At 66.5% G+C, this 18,549-nt stretch carries 19 protein-coding genes; 9 read left to right on the forward strand and 10 right to left on the reverse strand.

Annotated elements, in window-relative coordinates; all coding sequences use genetic code 11:
- From B2J89_RS00660 to B2J89_RS00680, 5 genes are all read right to left on the reverse strand, one after another.
- On the reverse strand, positions 1-925 hold a 925-nt coding region (locus tag B2J89_RS00660), incomplete at its 3' end, for an HD-GYP domain-containing protein (RefSeq protein WP_169167301.1).
- A 72-nt stretch (positions 926-997) separates the two neighbouring features.
- Positions 998-2,521 (reverse strand): monocarboxylate uptake permease MctP, encoded by a 1,524-nt coding sequence (gene mctP, locus B2J89_RS00665; protein WP_169167302.1) that lies wholly within the window; start codon positions 2,519-2,521, stop codon positions 998-1,000.
- On the reverse strand, positions 2,521-2,706 hold the full coding sequence (locus tag B2J89_RS00670) for a DUF3311 domain-containing protein (protein ID WP_169167303.1): 186 nt from the start codon (positions 2,704-2,706) through the stop codon (positions 2,521-2,523). Before B2J89_RS00670 ends, mctP begins: the two co-directional genes overlap by 1 nt.
- Positions 2,707-2,958: 252 nt before the next feature.
- The gene (locus tag B2J89_RS00675; RefSeq protein WP_169167304.1) at positions 2,959-3,594 is read right to left on the reverse strand and encodes a 3-oxoacid CoA-transferase subunit B; all 636 of its coding nucleotides are present in this window, start codon (positions 3,592-3,594) and stop codon (positions 2,959-2,961) included.
- A gap of 2 nt (positions 3,595-3,596) precedes the next feature.
- Positions 3,597-4,304: a CoA transferase subunit A gene (locus B2J89_RS00680; RefSeq protein WP_169167305.1), complete on the reverse strand. Its 708-nt coding sequence runs from the start codon at positions 4,302-4,304 to the stop codon at positions 3,597-3,599.
- Positions 4,305-4,383: 79 nt separating this feature from the next.
- Here B2J89_RS00680 and B2J89_RS00685 point away from each other — a divergent pair, with 79 nt between their 5' ends.
- Positions 4,384-4,926 (forward strand): PAS and helix-turn-helix domain-containing protein, encoded by a 543-nt coding sequence (locus tag B2J89_RS00685; RefSeq protein WP_169167306.1) that lies wholly within the window; start codon positions 4,384-4,386, stop codon positions 4,924-4,926.
- A 164-nt stretch (positions 4,927-5,090) separates the two neighbouring features.
- Here the strand turns inward: B2J89_RS00685 and B2J89_RS00690 are convergent, their stop codons facing one another.
- From B2J89_RS00690 to B2J89_RS00700, 3 genes are all read right to left on the reverse strand, one after another.
- On the reverse strand, positions 5,091-6,029 hold the full coding sequence (locus tag B2J89_RS00690; protein ID WP_169167307.1) for an NAD(P)-dependent oxidoreductase: 939 nt from the start codon (positions 6,027-6,029) through the stop codon (positions 5,091-5,093).
- Positions 6,026-6,712, reverse strand: coding sequence for an RraA family protein (locus tag B2J89_RS00695; RefSeq protein ID WP_169167308.1), 687 nt, complete (start codon positions 6,710-6,712; stop codon positions 6,026-6,028). The genes B2J89_RS00690 and B2J89_RS00695 overlap by 4 nt, the downstream gene beginning before the upstream one ends.
- Positions 6,713-6,966: 254 nt before the next feature.
- On the reverse strand, positions 6,967-7,971 hold the full coding sequence (locus B2J89_RS00700; protein WP_169167309.1) for a tripartite tricarboxylate transporter substrate binding protein: 1,005 nt from the start codon (positions 7,969-7,971) through the stop codon (positions 6,967-6,969).
- 124 nt (positions 7,972-8,095) lie between these two features.
- Here B2J89_RS00700 and B2J89_RS00705 point away from each other — a divergent pair, with 124 nt between their 5' ends.
- Positions 8,096-8,920 carry an IclR family transcriptional regulator gene (locus B2J89_RS00705; protein WP_205763650.1) on the forward strand — a complete coding sequence of 275 codons (825 nt, stop codon included), beginning with the start codon at positions 8,096-8,098 and terminating at the stop codon, positions 8,918-8,920.
- 31 nt (positions 8,921-8,951) lie between these two features.
- Positions 8,952-9,536 (forward strand): peroxidase-related enzyme, encoded by a 585-nt coding sequence (locus B2J89_RS00710; RefSeq protein ID WP_169167310.1) that lies wholly within the window; start codon positions 8,952-8,954, stop codon positions 9,534-9,536.
- Positions 9,537-9,601: 65 nt separating this feature from the next.
- On the opposite strand, the gene B2J89_RS00715 is transcribed toward B2J89_RS00710, so the two are convergent.
- Positions 9,602-10,024, reverse strand: coding sequence for an acyl-CoA thioesterase (locus B2J89_RS00715; protein ID WP_169167311.1), 423 nt, complete (start codon positions 10,022-10,024; stop codon positions 9,602-9,604).
- 14 nt (positions 10,025-10,038) lie between these two features.
- Positions 10,039-10,821 (reverse strand): SDR family oxidoreductase, encoded by a 783-nt coding sequence (locus B2J89_RS00720; protein ID WP_169167312.1) that lies wholly within the window; start codon positions 10,819-10,821, stop codon positions 10,039-10,041.
- 153 nt (positions 10,822-10,974) lie between these two features.
- Here B2J89_RS00720 and B2J89_RS00725 point away from each other — a divergent pair, with 153 nt between their 5' ends.
- From B2J89_RS00725 to B2J89_RS00750, 6 genes are all read left to right on the forward strand, one after another.
- Complete coding sequence (locus B2J89_RS00725; RefSeq protein WP_169167313.1) at positions 10,975-12,681, forward strand: electron transfer flavoprotein-ubiquinone oxidoreductase; 1,707 nt, start codon at positions 10,975-10,977, stop codon at positions 12,679-12,681.
- A 200-nt stretch (positions 12,682-12,881) separates the two neighbouring features.
- Positions 12,882-13,391, forward strand: a complete 510-nt coding sequence (locus B2J89_RS00730) for a sugar dehydrogenase complex small subunit (protein ID WP_169167314.1) — start codon at positions 12,882-12,884, stop codon at positions 13,389-13,391.
- A gap of 7 nt (positions 13,392-13,398) precedes the next feature.
- Positions 13,399-15,039 carry a GMC family oxidoreductase gene (locus tag B2J89_RS00735; protein ID WP_169167315.1) on the forward strand — a complete coding sequence of 547 codons (1,641 nt, stop codon included), beginning with the start codon at positions 13,399-13,401 and terminating at the stop codon, positions 15,037-15,039.
- Positions 15,040-15,041: 2 nt separating this feature from the next.
- On the forward strand, positions 15,042-16,448 hold the full coding sequence (locus B2J89_RS00740; protein WP_169167316.1) for a cytochrome c: 1,407 nt from the start codon (positions 15,042-15,044) through the stop codon (positions 16,446-16,448).
- 131 nt (positions 16,449-16,579) lie between these two features.
- Complete coding sequence (locus B2J89_RS00745; RefSeq protein ID WP_169167317.1) at positions 16,580-17,545, forward strand: ABC transporter substrate-binding protein; 966 nt, start codon at positions 16,580-16,582, stop codon at positions 17,543-17,545.
- Positions 17,546-17,644: 99 nt separating this feature from the next.
- Positions 17,645-18,535 carry an ABC transporter permease gene (locus B2J89_RS00750; RefSeq protein WP_169167318.1) on the forward strand — a complete coding sequence of 297 codons (891 nt, stop codon included), beginning with the start codon at positions 17,645-17,647 and terminating at the stop codon, positions 18,533-18,535.
- Positions 18,536-18,549: the final 14 nt, after the last annotated feature.

Genomic DNA, 18,549 nt, shown 5'->3' on the forward strand with positions numbered 1-18,549 from the left:
CCCGGTCCGCCGCGTGCGCCGGCTGCTGCAGCAGCGGCAGCACGTGGGCCACCAGGTCGGACGGGAACTTGCGGTGGTTGAGCCGCAGCATCAGCGACAGCTGCTGCGCTGGCATGTCGGGGTACTTTTCGTAGAACGCGGCCACGACTTCGGCCAGCAGAAGGATGCGGCCCAGGGGCGAAATGTCGGCACCTTGCAGGCCGCGCGGGTAGCCGGTGCCGTCCATGCGTTCGTGGTGTTCCAGCACCGCCAGCTCCACCGGGCGCGGATAGACCTGCGCAGCGCGCAGCACCAGCATGGCCGTGACCGGGTGGGCCACCAAGTGCTTGCGCCCGGCGCCCACGACCTTGTGCTGCGGATCCTGCCATGCGGGTTCCATGTGCAGCACGCCGACATCGTGCAGCAGCGCGGCGGTCGCCAACGGCACGCAGCCGCGCTCGTCCATGCCGCTTTGAACGCCCAAGAAAACCGCGACCATCATCATCTGCAGGCTGTGCTGGTACAGGTCGGGCCGCTGCTCGCGCATCACGGTGAGCCGGAACGCGAGCGGCGCGGGCAAGGGGATCAGCGGCAGCGGCGCCAACAGGCGGGCCGGTGAACCCAAGGCCCGCACCAGCAATTGCGTTAAGGGCTGCTGGGCCACACCGCGCCCCGCCGCCACCAAAGCGGCGTGGTCGACCATGTCTTCGGCGACCAGATGGGTGTCGATGGGCTCGCGCAGCTTGTGCTGCACCAGCCGCTCATAGAGGCGGCTGTCGATGCGCGTGCCCTGGTCCACGAGCTTGATGCCGCTGTGCGAATAGATGGCGCCCCGGGTCACCACCCGGCACTTGTCCGCCAGGTCGGTGACCGCGCGCAGGTAGGGCGCGTTGTCGACAAGAAGCTCGGATGCGCTGGCATCGGTGGGGGTCGGCAGGTCATGCATGGGAGAGGGTCAAAGGCAAAGCACTGCCAGCGAATATACGGTGCCCTGCGCAGGGAGCCGCCGGAGCCGGCCCTATCGCTCAGGCAGCGCGTGCGGCGCCGCAGCCCCCCGCCCAGCAGACAGCACGGCCTGCGCCACCAGCACGACGAGCACATTGAGCAGCAGCGCGCTGAGGCCGGTGTACAGGGCATAAGAATGGCCGCCCAGCACGAAGGCATGCACGGGCTTGATGCCGTCGGCAAAGGCCAGCGCCGTGCCGGTGGCCATGCCCACCACCCAGCCCAGCAGCAGGGCCGGCGCCCGGAAGACCTTGGCGAACAGGCCGAACACCACCGACGGGAAGGTCTGCACGATCCAGACGCCACCCAGCAGCTGCAGGTCCAGCGCGTACTGCGTGGGTACGAACAGGATGAACAGCAGGGCGCCGAACTTGACCACCAGCGAGGCGATCTTGGCGACCTTCGCCTCGCCGTGCGGCGACACGGCCGGGTTCACGTAGGCCTTCCAGAAATTGCGCGTGAACAGATTGGCCGCACCGATGGACATCACGGCCGCCGGCACCAGTGCGCCGATGGCAATCGCCGCAAACGCAAAGCCGCTGAACCAGGCCGGAAACAGCGCACCGAACAGCGCCGGCACCACGTCGTTGGGGGTCTTGATTGCCAGGTGCGCGGCATGCGCCATGTAGCCCAGCAGCGCAATCAGGCCCAGCAGCAGCGTGTAGGCCGGCAGGAACACCGCGTTCTTGCGGATGGTGTCGGCGCTTTTGGCGGCGAAGATGCCGGTCAGCGTATGCGGGTACATGAAGGCCGCCAGGGCCGAGCCCAGCGCCAGGCTGGCATAGGGCAGCATCTGCGCGGGCTGCAGGATCAGGCCGGTGGCGCCGCCCTTAGCCGCAAAGGCATCGCCAGCCGCCTGGAACACGGCGCCATAGCCGCCCAGCTTGGCCGGCACCAGCACCACCGCCACCAGCACCACAATGTAGATCATCAGGTCCTTCACGAAGGCGATCAGCGCCGGCGCGCGCAGGCCGGCCGAGTAGGTGTAGAGCGCCAGGATGACGAAGGCCGCCGCCAGCGGAAACTCACCCGACAGCCCCAGCGCCTTGATGACCACCTGCATGCCCACCAGCTGCAGCGCGATGTACGGCATGGTGGCCACCACGCCTGTCAAGGCCACGGCCAGCTCCAGCGTGCGCGAGCCGTATTGACCATAGACCACGTCGGCCGCCGTCACGTGGCCGGCCTCTTTGGCCACGCGCCAGAGCCGCGGCATGATGGCAAAGACGATCGGATAGACCACGATGGTGTAGGGCAGCGCGAAGAAGCCGTAGGCCCCCACGGCATACACCAGCGCGGGCACCGCGATCACGGTGTAGGCCGTGTAGAAATCGCCGCCGACCAGAAACCAGGTGATCCAGCCACCGAAACGGCGCCCGCCCAGGCCCCACTCGTCCAGGTGCTGGCCCTGCGGACCGCCCGGCGGCGGCGCCGGGCCCCGCTGCCAGCGCGAAGCCACGAAGCCCATCACCGTGACCAGGGCGAAGAAAAAGATGAACACCGCCAAAGCGGTCCAGTGGATGGGGGAGTTGTCCATCATGCATCCTCCCCGCCCCGCGCCTTGTAGTAGCGGTACACCAGCCACGTCAGCAGCGCGGTGACGAACACCCAGGCCAGCTGATACCAGTAGAAGAAGGGGAAGCCGAAAAGCGCGGGCTGTGCGTGGTTGTAGAACGGCACGTACAGCAGGCCGACAAACGGCAGCAGAAGAAGCACCCACATAGGTGGCCTTTCTTCACGAGGCAATGCCGAAAACTATACGCCTGGGCGCCGCAATGTACAGCGGCCGGCATTTCCTCTTTTCCCCACAGGGACATGGGTGGGCGCAGCATGCCCCTGGCCCGCAGCGCCCTGCTCGCGCATCCGCCGGCGCCCTTCCATGTTCAATCCAGCGCGAATGCCAAGAATGGCCGCAGACCGTGCCTTCGCACGGCCAGGCACTCCACCAAAGTGCGTTGGATTGGGCGCGGGGAATCAGAGCAGCGTGACGCCGGTCTTGGACTGCAGAAACGCGCGCGTGACCCCTGGGGCCAGCTCGACCACCTTCAGGCCCTGCGGCGTCACGTCCATCACGGCCAGGTCGGTGATGATGCGGTCCACCACACCCACGCCCGTGAGTGGCAGCGTGCACTGCGGCAGGATCTTGAGGTCTTCGGTGCCATCTTTCTTTTTGGCGACATGCTCCATGAGCACGATCACGCGCTTGACGCCCGCCACCAGGTCCATCGCACCGCCCATGCCCTTGACCATCTTGCCGGGGATCATCCAGTTGGCCAGATCGCCTTTTTCGCTGACCTGCATGGCACCAAGAATGGACAGGTTGATCTTGCCGCCGCGGATCATGGCAAAGCTGTCATGGCTGCCGAAGATGGACGACCCCTTGATGGTGGTCACGGTCTGCTTGCCCGCGTTGATGAGGTCGGCGTCGACCTGGTCTTCGGTCGGGAACGGGCCGATGCCCAGCATGCCGTTTTCCGACTGCAGCCACACTTCCTTGTCGCCCGTGAAATTGGCCACGAGCGTGGGGATGCCGATGCCGAGGTTCACATAGAAACCGTCCTCGAGTTCCTGCGCGGCACGCGCCGCCATCTGGTCTTGGGTCCACGGCATGATCAGGCTCCTGTCTTTTCGCTGAGGGTGCGCTTTTCAATGCGCTTTTCGGGGTGCGGGTTGTGCACGATGCGGTGCACATAGATGCCCGGCAGATGGACCTCGTCGGGCACCATGTCGCCGGTTTCCACGATCTCCTCGACCTCCACGATGCAGACCTTGCCCGCCATGGCGGCGGCCGGGTTGAAGTTGCGCGCCGTCAGGCGGAACTGCAGGTTGCCGGACTTGTCGGCGCGGTGCGCCTTGACCAGGGCCACGTCCGGCACGAGCGAGCGCTCCATGACATAGGTCTCGCCATCGAACTCGCGCAGCTCCTTGCCCTCGGCCACCACGGTGCCCACGCCGGTCTTGGTGAAGAACGCCGGAATGCCGGCGCCCCCGGCGCGCAGCTTCTCGGCCAGCGTGCCCTGGGGCGTGAATTCGAGCTCGAGTTCGCCCGCCAGGTACTGGCGCTCGAACTCCTTGTTCTCGCCGACGTAGCTGGCGATCATTTTCTGGATCTGGCGCGTGTTGAGCAGCTTGCCCAGGCCAAAGCCGTCCACGCCGGCATTGTTGGAGATCACCGTGAGGTTTTTCACCCCGCAGTCGCGCAGCGCATCGATCAAGGCCTCGGGAATGCCACACAGCCCGAAACCCCCGACGGCCAGCAACTGGCCATCGGCAACGACGCCCCGCAGCGCCTCGGCTGCAGAGGGAAATACCTTGTTCACATCGGTCTCCTAGTACAAATGGGTACGGTTAAGATACTACGTATTTTTATAAGTAGTTTTCCGTAGAGATTTGCACTATATGGGTTTTGATTACCGGCTGGCTTTCGATATGGCTCCTATGGGCTTGGTGCTCTCACGCAACCGCACGATGGTGGATTGCAACCAGCAATTGTGCGAGATGTTCGGCGCTTCGCGCGAAGTGCTGATCGGCCAGTCTTTTCAGATCCTCTACCCCAGCGCCGATGAATACGAAAGGTTGGGCGCGCGCATGGCGCCCATCCTCAACGCCCACGGTTATTACGCCGACAACCGCATCATGAAGCGCACCACGGGCGAGATGTTCTGGTGCCATGTCGCGGGCCGCGCGATCAACCGCGAAGCGCCCCACGAGTCGGGCATCTGGAGCTTTGAAGACCTGAGCGCGCAGCGCCCGGTCAAGGCCGACCTGACTGGCCGCGAGCGCGAAGTGGCAGCGCGCCTGCTCGAAGGCATGACCTCCAAGGAGATCGGCAAGGCGCTTACCATCAGCCACCGCACGGTCGAAATCTACCGCGCGCGCCTGATGCGCAAGTACGGCGCCTCCACCGCGGCCGACCTGGTGCACAAGCTGGTGACGGGCTGAAGACGCAGGCTTAAAGCGCCAAGTGCCCTTTGGCGAAAGTGGAACGTCGACCACAGCGACGAGTCTCCCGGCACCGCAGACGCCCCTCCTCCTTTTTGACGAGCCGGAACGAAGCCCGTCACCTGCACAGCGGGCGCGCAACGCTCGCGCCCCTGCCCAGCCGGTTACGCCGCTGCCGTCGCGGCGGGCGAGCGTCCCAGCACTTCGAGCAGGTTCTTCGCCGCGCTCACGCCCATGTTCACGTAGGCGTCGCTGGTCACGCCGCCGATGTGCGGGCTGAGAATGAAATTCTTCTCGCCCTGGAACGGATGGCCGGCCGCCATGGGCTCCACGGCAAAGCTGTCGAGCCCCGCCGCCATCACCTGGCCCGAGCGCACGGCCGCCAGCAGCGCCGCTTCGTCGATGAGCCCGCCGCGCGCGGTGTTCACCAAGATCACGCCGCGCTTGCATTGCGCCAGCGTGTCGGCGTTGAGCATGCCGCGGTTCCCATCGGTCAGCGGGCAGTGCAAGGAAACAGCATCGGACTCGCGCCAGAGGGTCTCCAGATCCACGCTCTGCACCCAGGCCGGAAGGTTGCTGGCGAACGGGTCGAAGCCGATGACACGCATGCCGAACGCGTCGGCCATCCTGGCAAAGCGCAGGCCGATGGCGCCCAGGCCCACAAGGCCCACGGTGCGGCCGCAAAGCTCCAGGCTCTTGTGCGTGGCCTTGTCCCAATGGCCGGCGTGCATGCGCGCATCCAACGCCACCACCGACTTGGCGCAGGCCAGCAGCAGCGCCAGCGCCTGCTCGGCCACGGCCGCTGCGTTGGCACCCACGGCGGCCACCACCTCGATGCCACGCGCTTGGGCTGCCACCTTGTCGATCGTGTCCGTGCCGCTGCCGTGCTTGGAGATGACCTTGAGCGAGGGCGCCGCATCCATCACCGCTGCGCCCACCTTGCCGTAGCGCACGATGATGGCCACGGGGTCGTGCCGCTGGCACAGCGCCACCAGATCCTCCTCGGTGGGTGTCTTTCCTGCATAGACGATCTCGTACCCGCTGAGCAGGTCCAGCGCCTGCTGCGCCAGGTCGGCGCCCGTGACGATGATGGCGGCGCTCACAGCAACTCCCCTTCCTTGAGCACACCCGCGGCGCGCAAAGCGGCTGGCAGCCACTTGGAGGCCGTGTCGCCACGCGCGATGGCTGCGATGCGCGCCGCTTCGTCAGCCACCTTCTTGGCGGCCAGCGCCAGCATGGCGGGCGCCTTGGCGCGCTCGATGACGACCACGCCGTCGGCGTCGCCCACCACCAGGTCGCCCGGGTTCACCATGGCGCCGCCGGCCGAGATCGGGTGGTTGATGCGGCCGGGCACATACTTGGTCGGACCGGCAGGGTTGAAGCCGGCGCTGAACACGGGAAAGCCCAGATCCAGCAGTTCCAGCCTGTCGCGGATGGCGCCATCCACGATCACGCCAGCCAGGCCCAGCTTCTTGCAGGCGCTGAGCATCAGCGTGCCCATCAGCGCGGCAGTCTGGTCGCCCTTGCCGTCGACCACCAGCACGTCGCCGGGCTTGGCCAGTGCGATGGCGGCGTGGATCATGAGGTTGTCGCCCGGGCGCACCTCGACGGTGAAGGCCGGGCCGGCGACCTTCATGTCATGGTGCACGGGCGCCACGCGGCTGTGCATGGTGCCGCGTCGGCCAGCCACGTCGGCCAGGATGGCGGCCTGGAAGGTCGCCGCTTTGTTCACGACCTCGGCGCTCACGCGCTCGATGTCACGGATGACTTCGGAAAGTGGGCTCATGGTGGTTCAGTCCGATGAAGAGGAAAAAGAAGAAATAGAGAGTGGTGCGGTAGTACGGCGGAACCCGGCCTTAATCGGCCTTGATGCCGGCCCGGATGACCCTGTTCTGGGACGGAGTCCACCTTCTATGGGTATCCGAGCGCCTTGCCGACTTCCTGGCTCAGGCGCTGCACGGTGGCGACGTGGCAGACGCGAACACGGTCTGGCTCTGCTCGACCACGAAGTCGCTCATGCTGGGGACGTTGGAGGCCGCGTCAGTCCAGGCTCGCGCCCGAATCCTTGACGATCTTGGCCCAGCGGGGCACTTCAGTGCGCAGCAGTTGGCCGAACTGTTCTGCGGTCCCGCCCAGGATATCGCCGCCTTCGGAGCGCAGCTTGTCGGCCACGTCGGGCTGTTGCAGCGCCTGGTTGATAGCCTTGTTGAGCTGCGCCACGATGGGCGCAGGCGTTCCAGCCGGTGCAAGGATTCCGAACCAGGTCACTGCCTCAAAGCCCTTGTAGCCCGACTCTGCCAGAGTGGGTGTATCCGGCAACTGGGCTGCGCGCTTGGCCGAGGTGATGGCAATTACCTTGAGTTTGCCGTTGCGCACTTGGCCCAGCAGCGTGGGCACCGACGACATGTACAAATCAATCTGCCCACCCAGCAGGTCCGTCATGGCCTGGGAGGCGCCCTTGTAGGGGATGTGGCGCAGCTTGATGCCGGCGGCGTTCTCGGCCAGTTCACCGGACAGGTGGGCCACGGTGCCGTTGCCGGAATAACCCAGGGTGACGACGTCGGGCTTGCTCTTGGCGGCGGCCACCACGTCGGCAAAGGTTTTGTACGGGGAACTGGCGGGTGCAGCGATCACGATGGGCGAAGACGACACCAGCGCCACGGGCACGAGGTCCTTGAGGGGGTCGTAGGGCAGCTTGGCGTAGAGCGAGGGGTTGATGGCCAAGTTGCTGGTCTGGCCCATGACCAGGGTGTAGCCGTCAGGGGCAGCCTTGGCCGCGGCATCCACACCCAGGTTCCCGCCCGCACCAGGGCGGTTGTCCACGATCACATTCCACTTGTTCTGATCGGTCAGCTTCTGCGCCACGGTACGGGCAATCATGTCCGTGCCGCCGCCGGGTGGGAATGGCACGATGAAGCGGATCGGCTTGTTCGGATAGGCGGCCTGCGCCCAGGCCGCCCCGGTGGGCAAGACAGCAGCGGCAAGGCCCAAGAAGGTTGCACACAGACGTGTGGCAAAGGAATGCGAACGCGATGAAATTGGCATGGATTTGTCTCCGTTGTGGTGATCGTCACGGCGTCGGCATTCGGGTCCGAGGCCGTGGGGCGCGACTGTACGTAGGCGTTTCAATCCATACAATGGCGTTGCGCACAACGAAACGAATTGCACCATGGGCAACCCACAGAAAACGGCCTCGGCCAGTGCCGAACCAACGCCGCCTGGTCCGTCCTTCCCCGGCAACACTGCCGCACCGATAGTCGGCAACGACGCCGGGGGCGTCGCCGCGGTCACCCGAGCCCTGCATGTGCTGGAAGCGTTTGCCCTGGGCGAATCCAGCCTTTCCCTGGCCGAGTTGAGCCGCCGTTGCGGCTTGCACAAGAGCACGGTGCTGCGCTTGGCGCGCACGCTTGCGCAGTCGGGCTTCATGGTGCAGCGCGAAGACGGCGACTGGCGCCTGGGCCCCGCCGCAGGCTGGCTGGGAGCGCGCTACCGGGCGGGGTTTGACGTACAAAACGTGCTCGAACCCGCGCTGCGCGAATTGACACACGCTACGGGTGAAAGCTCTGCTTTCTACGTGCGCGAGGGCCAGGTGCGCACCTGCCTGGTGCGCGTGGAAGGTCCCCAGGCTCTGCGCCACCATGCACGCATGGGCGAGGGCCTGCCACTGGACAAGGGCTCGCCTGGGCGGGTGATTCTGGCCTTCTCGGGAGAGCCGGGCAAAGCGTATGAAGAAATCCGCCGAAAGGGCTACCACTGGTCCATCGGCGAGCGCGAACAAGGCGTAGCCACCGTGACGGCCCCGGTGTTCGGCATGCACTGGCGGCTCATGGGTTCGGTGTGCATCTCGGGCCCGGCATCGCGCCTGCCTGCCCCCAAGCTCGAAGCCCTCGCACAGACCGTGATCGCCGCAGCCACCCGCCTTTCGTACGCACTGGCCGGCAACACGGCACCACCTTCGCAACGTCTGGTGCGCGCCGCCCAATGGCATCCGTGATACTGCCGGTGCACGACAACAGGAGACCGACTTGACCCGCTACCCCTTTCCCGACCTCAACACCCTGCCCGAAGACATCCAGGCCAAAGTGCTGGAAGTGCAAGAAAAAGCCGGTTTCATTCCCAACGTGTTTTTGGCCTTTGCGCGGCGCCCGGCCGAGTGGCGAGCCTTTTTTTCCTACCACGACGCACTGATGGATCCCGAAAGCGCGGGCCGCACCAGCAGCCTCACCAAGGGCGAGCGCGAGATGATCGTCACCGCCACCAGCGCGACCAACCAGTGCCTGTACTGCGTGGTGGCGCACGGCGCCCTTCTGCGCATCTACGAGAAGAAACCCTTTGTGGCCGACCAGGTGACGGTCAACCACCGCAAGGCCGACATCACACCGCGCCAGCGCGCCATGCTCGACTTCGCTATGAAGGTCTGCCAGCGCTCGCACGAGATCGAGGACGCCGACTTCGCCGCGCTGCACGCGCACGGCTTCGACGACGAGGACGCCTGGGACATCGCCGCCATCACCGCGTTCTTTGGCCTGTCCAACCGCATGGCGAGCTTTGCCGGCATGCAGCCCAACCCCGAGTTCTACCTGATGGGCCGCGTGCCGCGGCAGAAGTAATACTATCTTTTTGATAGCCTCCAACGCTTACCCTGAAAGCGCTGCAGCCACTTTTCATTCAAAAATCAGGCTGTGACCAGGGCCCGCATCCAGTCGGGCAAGGACTCGGCCTTTTGCCGGGGAAAATCCACCCAGATGGTGGTGGCGCCGCCGGCGGCGCAGATGACGCCGGGCTCGCCCACGCGCTCGAGCGTGCCCCAGGTCTCGAACGTGGTGCGGCCCGGGTCGCTGACATACAGCTTGAGCAACACCTCGTCGGGGTACTGCAGCTGCTGGTAGAAATTGCAGAACGCGTTGACGATCACCGGGCCCTGGCCCTGCGGGTCGGGCGTGCAGCCCACCTTGTACATCCACTCGATGCGCGCGGTCTCCAGGTAGCGAAAGTACACCGTGTTGTTGACGTGGCCCATGGCATCCATGTCGCCCCAGCGCACCGGAAAGCGCAGTTCGTGCACCAGCTTTTTGGTTTCGGGAATCTCGATCTTCACGCCAGCACCCGCCGTCACACCGCAAAACCGTCGTCGGCCGCGATCACCGCGCCGTTGACAAAATGGCTCTGGTCGCTGGCCAGCAGCACGATCAGGGCGTCCAGGTCCTGCGGCTGGCCGACGCGCTTGCGCGGCAGCATGGCCACGAGCTTCTGGCCCGGCTCGGTCTCCCAGTGGTGGTGGTTGATCTCGGTGTCGATGTAGCCCGGGCACAGCGCGTTGACGTTGATACCAAAGCGCCCCCATTCCAGCGCCATGGCCTTGGTCATTTGCACGACGGCCGCCTTGCTCATGCAATAGACGCCGATCTGCGGCAGCACCTTGAGCCCCGCCATAGAGGCGATGTTGATGATGCGCCCGCCCGTGAAGCCCCCGGGCGCGGCGCCGCGCGAGCGCGCGATCATGCGTTTGCCCACTTCCTGCGCCACGAAGAAGGCGCCTTTGACATTGGTGTCGAAGATGAAGTCGTAGTCCTCAGGCGTCACGTCCTGCAGGCGCTGCGTGGTGCTCACGCCCGAGTTGTTGACCAGGATGTCGATCGAGCCCATCTCGGTTTCGGCGTGGGCGACGGCCGCCTTGATGGAGTCGGGGTCGGTCACATCGAGCTCGACCACGTGCGCGTCGCCCCCCTCGGCCTCGATGCGCGCGCGCAGGTCCTTGAGTTTTTCCAGGCGCCGGCTGGCCAGCACCACGCCCGCGCCAGCGGCCGCAAGCGTGCGCGCAAACTGCGCCCCGAGGCCGCTGGAGGCGCCGGTCACGAATGCCACGCGGCCTGATAAATCGATGCTGTAAGCCATGGACACCTCTTGGACTGTTCGGCCATTGTTCAGTGGTAGGACGCACGTTCGATTGTGTGCGCAGCCCCCAATACAATCAGTCGCGCGCCAGACAGAGCCTGCAGGCCCTGTCTGCTGAGAATCCTCCATTATCAAACGCCCGACGAGACGCTCATGACCAACGAAGAAATCCTCGCCCAGTACGGCCCCCGCGAAGCCATGGAATACGACGTGGTCGTAGTCGGCGGCGGCCCTGCCGGCCTGTCCACCGCCATCCGTCTCAAGCAGCTTGCCGCGCACAGCGGCAAGGACCTCTCGGTCGTGGTGCTCGAAAAGGGCTCCGAGCCCGGCGCGCACATTCTCTCGGGCGCCATCATGGACCCCAAGGCGTTGACCGAGCTGTTTCCCAATTGGAGGGAGCTGGGCGCACCGCTGCACCAGCCCGTCACCGACGACGCCATGGTGTTCCTGGGCGAAAAATCGTCATTCCGCACGCCCAACTTCCTGCTGCCCGAGTGCTTCCAGAACCACGGCAACTACATCGTCAGCCTGGGCAATGTCACGCGCTGGCTGGCCGAGCAGGCCGAGGGCCTGGGCGTGGAGATCTTCCCCGGCTTTCCTGCGGCCGAGGTGCTCTACAACGCCGACGGCTCCGTCAAGGGCGTGGCCACCGGCAACATGGGCGTGGGCAAGGACCACGAACCCACGGCCGACTTCCAGCTGGGCATGGAGCTGCACGCCAAGTACACGATTTTTGCCGAGGGCGCGCGCGGCAGCCTGGGCCGGCAGCTGCTGGCCCGGTTCAAGCTCGACGAGGGCCGTGATCCGCAGGCCTATGGCATCGGCGTCAAGGAGCTGTGGGAGATCGATCCGGCCCGCCACCAGCCCGGCTTCGTGCTGCACACCGCCGGCTGGCCGATGGACGCCGACACCTACGGCGGCGCCTTCCTCTACCACGCCGAAGACAACAAGGTGGCGCTGGGCTTCATCACGGGCCTGGACTACAGCAACCCCTACCTGAGCCCGTTCGAGGAATTCCAGCGCTGGAAGACCCACCCCAACATCCGCTGGTACCTTGAAGGCGACGCTTCCAAGGGCATCAAGCCGGCCAAGCGCATCGGCTACGGCGCGCGCGCCATCACGGCCGGCGGCCTGATGTCGCTGCCCAAGACGGTGTTCCCCGGCGGCGCGCTGGTCGGCTGCGAGGCCGGCTACCTGAACGTGAGCCGCATCAAGGGCAGCCACGCCGCCATCAAGACCGGCATGCTGGCCGCCGAGGCCGCGTTCGACGCGATCCAGGCGGGCCGCCAGCACGACGAGCTCAGCGCCTACCCCAAGGCGTTTGAGGACAGCTGGCTCTACACCGAGCTCAACAAGGCGCGCAATTTCAAAGCCTGGTTCAAGAAGGGGCTGACCACCGCCACGCTGATGAACGGCATCGAGCAGTTCGTGCTCAAGGGCAACATCCCGTGGACGCTGCACCGCCACACGCCCGACCACGCCAGCCTCAAGCCCGCGGCCCAGTGCAAGCCCATCGTCTACCCCAAGCCCGACGGCAAGCTCACCTTCGACCGACTCTCGAGCGTGTTCATCAGCAACACCAACCATGCCGAAGACCAGCCGGCCCACCTCACGCTCAAGGATGCGAGCGTGCCGGTCAACGTCAACCTGGCCCAGTACGCGGGCCCCGAGGCGCGCTACTGCCCGGCCGGCGTGTACGAATTCGTGCCCGACGAAGCCCAGGGCGGCAGCGCCCAGCGCCTGCAGATCAATGCGCAAAACTGCGTGCACTGCAAGACCTGCGACATCAAGGACCCGACGCAGAACATCGTCTGGGTCACGCCCGAAGGCGGCGGCGGCCCGAACTACTCTGGCATGTAAAAACCATAGCACTCTGCGCTTTGTGGGCCTGCGTTGCAGGCCCTTTTTCATGTCGCATCCAAACCGGCCACCGCAGCAGCGCAGCGGGCGCCTCCGCGCCCTGGCCGCGGTCCGGCACAAACCCAGAAATAGGAACATACTGGCGCCACCTCACCCCCCGGGGTCTCCTCGCGGGCGTGACCCCACGATGGAGAAATGGCATGCCGTCCACCCCATTGAGCCCGCCCTTTGCCCTGCGCAGGCGCCACGTCATCGGCGGGGCCCTGGCCGCCGCCACCGTGGCGCTGTGGCCCTGGACACCGGCCTTTCCGGTGGAAGGCGGTGCGCAGACCACCTTCCTGACCTTGTCCCAGCTGCTCACCGGACGCGACACGCTGGACCCGACGCTGGGCCGCCGCTTGCTGGAGGCGCTGCAGGCCAGCGACACGAGCTTCGACCAGCACGCCACCGATCTGCTCGACCTCCTGCAAACGCGCAAAGTCCTGCTGCCCAACTTGCCAGCGCTGCTGACCGCTGAAAAGCCGCCCTTCGCCGCACTGCCCAGCCAGGTCATGGCGGCCTGGTACCTTGGTGTCGTGGGCGATGGACCACAGGCCCGCGTCGTGGCCTTCGAACACGCCCTCAATGCCGCCACCGTCTCGGACAAGCTCAGGCCGCCCACCTACGCCTACGGCGCGCCCGGCAGCTGGAGCGCCAACCCCAACACCTGAGGTGCCTATGCCGCAAGACCTCTCCGCAGATTTCGTCATCGTCGGTTCCGGCATCATCGGCGCGCTGCTGGCACGCAAGCTTGCCCTGGCTGGCGCCTCGGTGCTGATGCTCGAAGCCGGCCCGCTCGTCACGCGGGCCGAACTGGTGGCGCGCTTTCGCAATTCGCCGCGCCGCAGCGACTGGATGTCGCCCTACCCGCCTTCGCCCTGGGCGCCGCACCCCGTCTACCAGCCCGAAGACAACGGCTACATGGTGCACGCCGGCCCCTACCCCTACAAGGCCGAATACATCCGGCAGGTGGGCGGCACCACCTGGCACTGGGCCGCGCAGGCGTGGCGCAACGTGCCCAACGACTTCCACATCCACAGCCTCTATGGCGTGGGCGTGGACTGGCCCTTTGGCTACGACGAGCTGGAGCCGTATTACCAGGAAGCCGAGGAGATCATGGGCGTCTCGGGCGCGCCCAACACCGGCTCGCCGCGCAGCAAACCGTTCCCGATGGAGCCGGTGGCGGAGGTCTGGGCGATGCGCCGCCTGCGCGAACGCCTCGCCCCCGAATACGACGTGGTCGGCAACACCACCGCCCGCAACAGCCGCAGCTACGATGGCCGCCCGCCCTGCTGCGGCAACAACAGCTGCCAGCCGATCTGCCCGATCGACGCGCAGTACCACGGCGGCCTGTCCGTGGACGCGGCGCTGGCGGCCGGCGCCAGGCTGCAGGCGAACGCCAATGTGTTCAAGCTCGAGCACGATGCCGCTGCCCGCATCACCGCGGCGCACTACTACGACCCCGACAAGGTGGCGCACCGGGTCACCGGCAAGACCTTCATCGTTGCGGCCAACGGGGTGGAGAGCCCGCGCCTGCTGCTGCTGTCGCAAAGCGACAAGTTCCCGCGCGGCATTGCCAACAGCCGCGACATGGTGGGCCGCCACCTGATGGACCACCCCAGCACCTCGCTCACCTTCGACGCCGACGAGGACGTGTGGCTGGGCCGGGGGCCGCAGAGCCCCAATTCCATCAACACCATGCGCGATGGCGCCTTCCGCTCGGGGCATGCGGCCTACCGGCTCGACTTCACCAACATCTCCCGCGTGGACGTGACCACCAGGGCGCTGATCGACGAAGGGGTGTACGGGCCCGAGTTCGAACGCCGCCTGCGCTACAGCGCCGCCCGCGAAATGAACGTCAAGAACGTGCTCGAGGTGCTGCCCAGGCCCGAGCACCGCATCGCGCTCAGCGACCAGAAAGATGCCATGGGCCTGCCCAAGCCGCAGACCCACTACTCGATCGACGACTACACCCGCGCCGGCCATGTGCGCTCGCAGCAAGACTTCAAGCGCATTGCCGAGCTGATGGGCGGCACCAACCTGCGCTTCAGCAAGGACGGCGACTTCGCCAACAACCAGCACATCTGCGGCACCGTGAGCATGGGCACTGACCCGGCCGTGTCGGTGTGCGACGAATGGGGCCGGGCCCACGACCACGAGAACCTGTACCTCGCCGGCACCGGCGTGCTGCCCACCTCTTCCACCTGCAATTCGACGCAAAACGGCATCGCGGTGGCCCTGCGCAGCGCGCAGCACCTGCTGGCGCAGCAGACCGGCCAGCCGGTGCCGCGCGCCGCAGCCCCCAGCGCCAGGAGCTGAGCATGCGCACTTGCCTGAACTCTTGTCTTCGCACCGGCCTGGTTGCGGCCCTGTGTCTGGTGGCGCTCAGCGCCCGGGCCCAGGCCCCGGCCACCGCACCCCAAGACCTGGTCGAACGCGGCCGCTACCTCGCGACGGCGGGCGACTGCGTGGCCTGCCATACAGCGCCCCAAGGCGCGGCCATGGCCGGCGGCCTGGCTATCGCCACCCCGCTGGGCGCCATTTACTCCACCAACATCACGCCCTCGAAAACCTCGGGCATCGGCAACTACACGCTGGCGCAATTCACGGCCGCCCTGCGCCAGGGGCGGCGCGCCGACGGGGCCTACCTGTACCCGGCCATGCCGTACACGGCTTATGCCAAGACCACCGACGATGACATGGCGGCGATGTACGCCTACTTCATGCACGGCGTCGCGCCCATCGACAGCGCCCCCCCGGCCACCCAGCTGCCTTTCCCTTTCAGCATCCGGGCCTCCCTGGCCGTGTGGAATGCCTTGTTCCTCGACACCACGCCCTACCAGCCCAACGCACAGCAGACGCCCGAATGGAACCGGGGCGCCTACCTGGTGCAGGGCCTGGCCCATTGCAGCGCCTGCCATACGCCGCGCAACGCCCTGATGGCCGAAGACCCGAAGCGCAGCCTGGGCGGCGGTGAAGCCGGGCCATGGCATGCGCCCAACATCTCGTCCGACCCCCAGGGCGGCATCGGTGGCTGGTCCGAAGACGAACTGGTGCGCTACATGCGCGAAGGCCATGTGGTCGGCAAAGGCTCCAGCGGCGGCCCGATGGCCGAAGCCGTGGACCACAGCCTCAGCCGACTTTCCGAGGCCGACCTGCACGCGATGGCCGTGTACCTCAAATCCACGCCCGCCATCGCAGACCCCGCCGCTACCCAGCCCGCCTACTCCTGGGGCCAGGCCACGGACCAGCTGGCCAGCATCCGCGGCGTGGCACTGCCGCAAAACCTCGGCAGCATGACCGGACCGCAGCTCTACGACGCGCTCTGCGCCAGCTGCCACCAGGCGCAGGCGCAAGGCAGCGCCGACGGCAAGCTGCCCGCGCTGTTTCACCACAGCACCTTGGGGCGCAGCAACACCAACAACCTCGTGCTGTCCATCCTGCAAGGCGTGCCGCGGCACGGCCGCGACAGCATCATGCCGGCCTTCGCGCACGAGCTCACCGATCCGCAGATCAGCACCCTGGGCAACTACCTGCTCAAGGAATACGGCAATCCCCAGGCCCGCGTCACCGAAAGCCAGGTGGCCCGATTGCGCAGCAACGCCCCGGACAACACCCTGGTCCAGCTGGCCCGCTGGGGCATGGCCATCGCTGTTCTGATCGTGCTGCTCGTGTTGGGCTGGGCCATCCGGCGCGCGCAAGGGCGCAAGCACGCTCCAGCGCGCTGACTGCGCGGCGCGCCACCCCTGCTCCCTCGCTGCGCTGCAGTAGACTCGCCCGCGGGGCCCGGCGACCCTCCTGCGCGGGCCTTCTCGGAATCAAGCAGGACACAACGACAGATACAAGGTTGGAGATGGAAATGAAGCAAATGTCTTGGGCACCCCTGGGCGCATTGGCACTGGCCATGGCGTTCATCGCACCGGCCCACGCCCAGCAGAAATCGGTCGCCGTCACGGCCATCGTCGAACACCCGGCACTCGACGCCGTGCGCGACGGTGTGCAGGCCGCCCTCAAGGAAGCGGGCTTCGAATCGGGCAAGAACCTGAAGTGGCAGTACCAGAGCGCCCAAGGCAACACCGGCACGGCCGCGCAGATCGCGCGCAAGTTCGTTGGCGACAAGCCCGACGCCATCGTCGCCATCGCCACGCCCTCGGCCCAGGCCGTGATCGCCTCGACCAAGACCGTGCCCGTGGTGTTCTCGGCCGTGACCGACCCCGTCGCCGCCAAGCTCGTGCCCAGCTGGAACGCCTCGCACACCAACGTGACCGGCGTGTCCGACCTGCTGGCGCTCGACAAGCAGATGGACCTGGTCAAGCAGGTCGTGCCCAATGCCAAGCGCGTGGGCATGGTCTACAACCCCGGCGAAGCCAACTCGGTGGTCGTGATCAAGCAGATGAAAGAGCTGCTGCCCAAGCTGGGCATGACGCTGGTCGAAGCCGCCGCGCCGCGCTCGGTGGACGTGGGCAGCGCCGCGCGCAGCCTGATCGGCAAGGTCGACGTGATCTACACCAATACCGACAACAACGTGGTCTCGGCCTACGAAGCGCTGGTCAAGGTCGGCCAGGAAGCCAAGATCCCGCTCGTCGCCTCGGACACCGACAGCGTCAAGCGCGGTGCGATTGCCGCTTTCGGCATCAACTACCGCGACCTGGGCGAGCAGACCGGCCGCATGGTCGCGCGCATCCTCAAGGGCGAGAAGCCCGGCGACATCAAGCCCGAAGTGAGCACCAAGATGGAGCTGTTCGTGAACCCCGGCGCCGCCGAGAAGCAGGGCGTGAAGCTGTCCGACGCGCTCGTCAAGTCGGCCGCGCAAGTGGTGCAATGAGCGCCTGAGCGCCCTTGGGGCGCCGCACGGCGCAACCCACCGGCAGGGGCCATGCACCGCATGGCTCCTGCTTTCTTTTAATTCCACCGTTGGCCGTCCATGTCTCTCTTTTCCCTGCTCGGCGCCATTGAAATCGGCCTGATCTTCAGCCTCGTGGCGCTGGGCGTGTTCATTTCGTTCAGGCTGCTGCGCTTTCCCGACCTGACCGTGGACGGCAGCTTTCCGCTCGGCGGCGCGGTCTGCGCCATCCTGATCTCCTCGGGCGTCAACCCCTGGCTCGCCACGCTGGCCGCCACCGCCGCGGGCGCCTTCGCCGGGCTCGTCACCGGCTGGCTCAATGTGCGCCTCAAGATCATGGACCTGCTGGCCAGCATCCTGGTGATGATCGCGCTGTACTCGATCAACCTGCGCGTCATGGGCGGCCCCAATGTGCCGCTCATCAACGACCCCACGCTGTTCACCCTGCTGCAGCCCGCCGGCATGGACGACTACGTGGCGCGCCCGCTGCTGCTGGCCGTCATCGTCATCGCCGCCAAGCTGTTCATGGACTGGTTCTTCTCGACCGAACGGGGCCTGGCGATCCGCGCCACCGGCTCCAATGCGCGCATGGCCCGCTCGCAGGGCGTCAACACCGGCGCCATGGTGCTGCTGGGCATGGCCGTCTCCAACGCCTTGGTGGGCTTGGCGGGCGCGCTGTTTGCCCAGACGCAGGGCGGCTCCGACATCTCCATGGGCATCGGCACCATCGTCATCGGCTTGGCGGCGGTGATCGTGGGCGAGAGCATCCTGCCGTCGCGCCGCCTGATCTACGCCACGCTGGCCGTCGTCATCGGTGCCATCGTCTACCGCTTTTTCATCGCGCTGGCGCTCAACAGCGACTTCATCGGCCTCAAGGCGCAGGACCTGAACCTGGTCACCGCCGTGCTCGTCACCATCGCGCTGGTCATTCCCCAGCTCAAGCGCAAGCTGGCCAAACGCCGCCCGAACTGAGCGCACCCGAGAGA

Source organism: Acidovorax sp. SRB_24 (assembly GCF_012931925.1).

Coding starts and splice junctions, on each gene's coding strand:
- B2J89_RS00750 (WP_169167318.1), top strand. CDS start 17,645: ATGTCTCTCTTTTCCCTGCTCGGCGCCATTGAAATCGGCCTGATCTTC.
- B2J89_RS00685 (WP_169167306.1), top strand. CDS start 4,384: ATGGGTTTTGATTACCGGCTGGCTTTCGATATGGCTCCTATGGGCTTG.
- B2J89_RS00745 (WP_169167317.1), top strand. CDS start 16,580: ATGAAGCAAATGTCTTGGGCACCCCTGGGCGCATTGGCACTGGCCATG.
- B2J89_RS00675 (WP_169167304.1), bottom strand. CDS start 3,594: ATGCCGTGGACCCAAGACCAGATGGCGGCGCGTGCCGCGCAGGAACTC.
- mctP (WP_169167302.1), bottom strand. CDS start 2,521: ATGGACAACTCCCCCATCCACTGGACCGCTTTGGCGGTGTTCATCTTT.
- B2J89_RS00735 (WP_169167315.1), top strand. CDS start 13,399: ATGCCGCAAGACCTCTCCGCAGATTTCGTCATCGTCGGTTCCGGCATC.
- B2J89_RS00740 (WP_169167316.1), top strand. CDS start 15,042: ATGCGCACTTGCCTGAACTCTTGTCTTCGCACCGGCCTGGTTGCGGCC.
- B2J89_RS00705 (WP_205763650.1), top strand. CDS start 8,096: ATGGGCAACCCACAGAAAACGGCCTCGGCCAGTGCCGAACCAACGCCG.
- B2J89_RS00730 (WP_169167314.1), top strand. CDS start 12,882: ATGCCGTCCACCCCATTGAGCCCGCCCTTTGCCCTGCGCAGGCGCCAC.
- B2J89_RS00670 (WP_169167303.1), bottom strand. CDS start 2,706: ATGTGGGTGCTTCTTCTGCTGCCGTTTGTCGGCCTGCTGTACGTGCCG.
- B2J89_RS00725 (WP_169167313.1), top strand. CDS start 10,975: ATGACCAACGAAGAAATCCTCGCCCAGTACGGCCCCCGCGAAGCCATG.
- B2J89_RS00720 (WP_169167312.1), bottom strand. CDS start 10,821: ATGGCTTACAGCATCGATTTATCAGGCCGCGTGGCATTCGTGACCGGC.
- B2J89_RS00695 (WP_169167308.1), bottom strand. CDS start 6,712: ATGAGCCCACTTTCCGAAGTCATCCGTGACATCGAGCGCGTGAGCGCC.
- B2J89_RS00700 (WP_169167309.1), bottom strand. CDS start 7,971: ATGCCAATTTCATCGCGTTCGCATTCCTTTGCCACACGTCTGTGTGCA.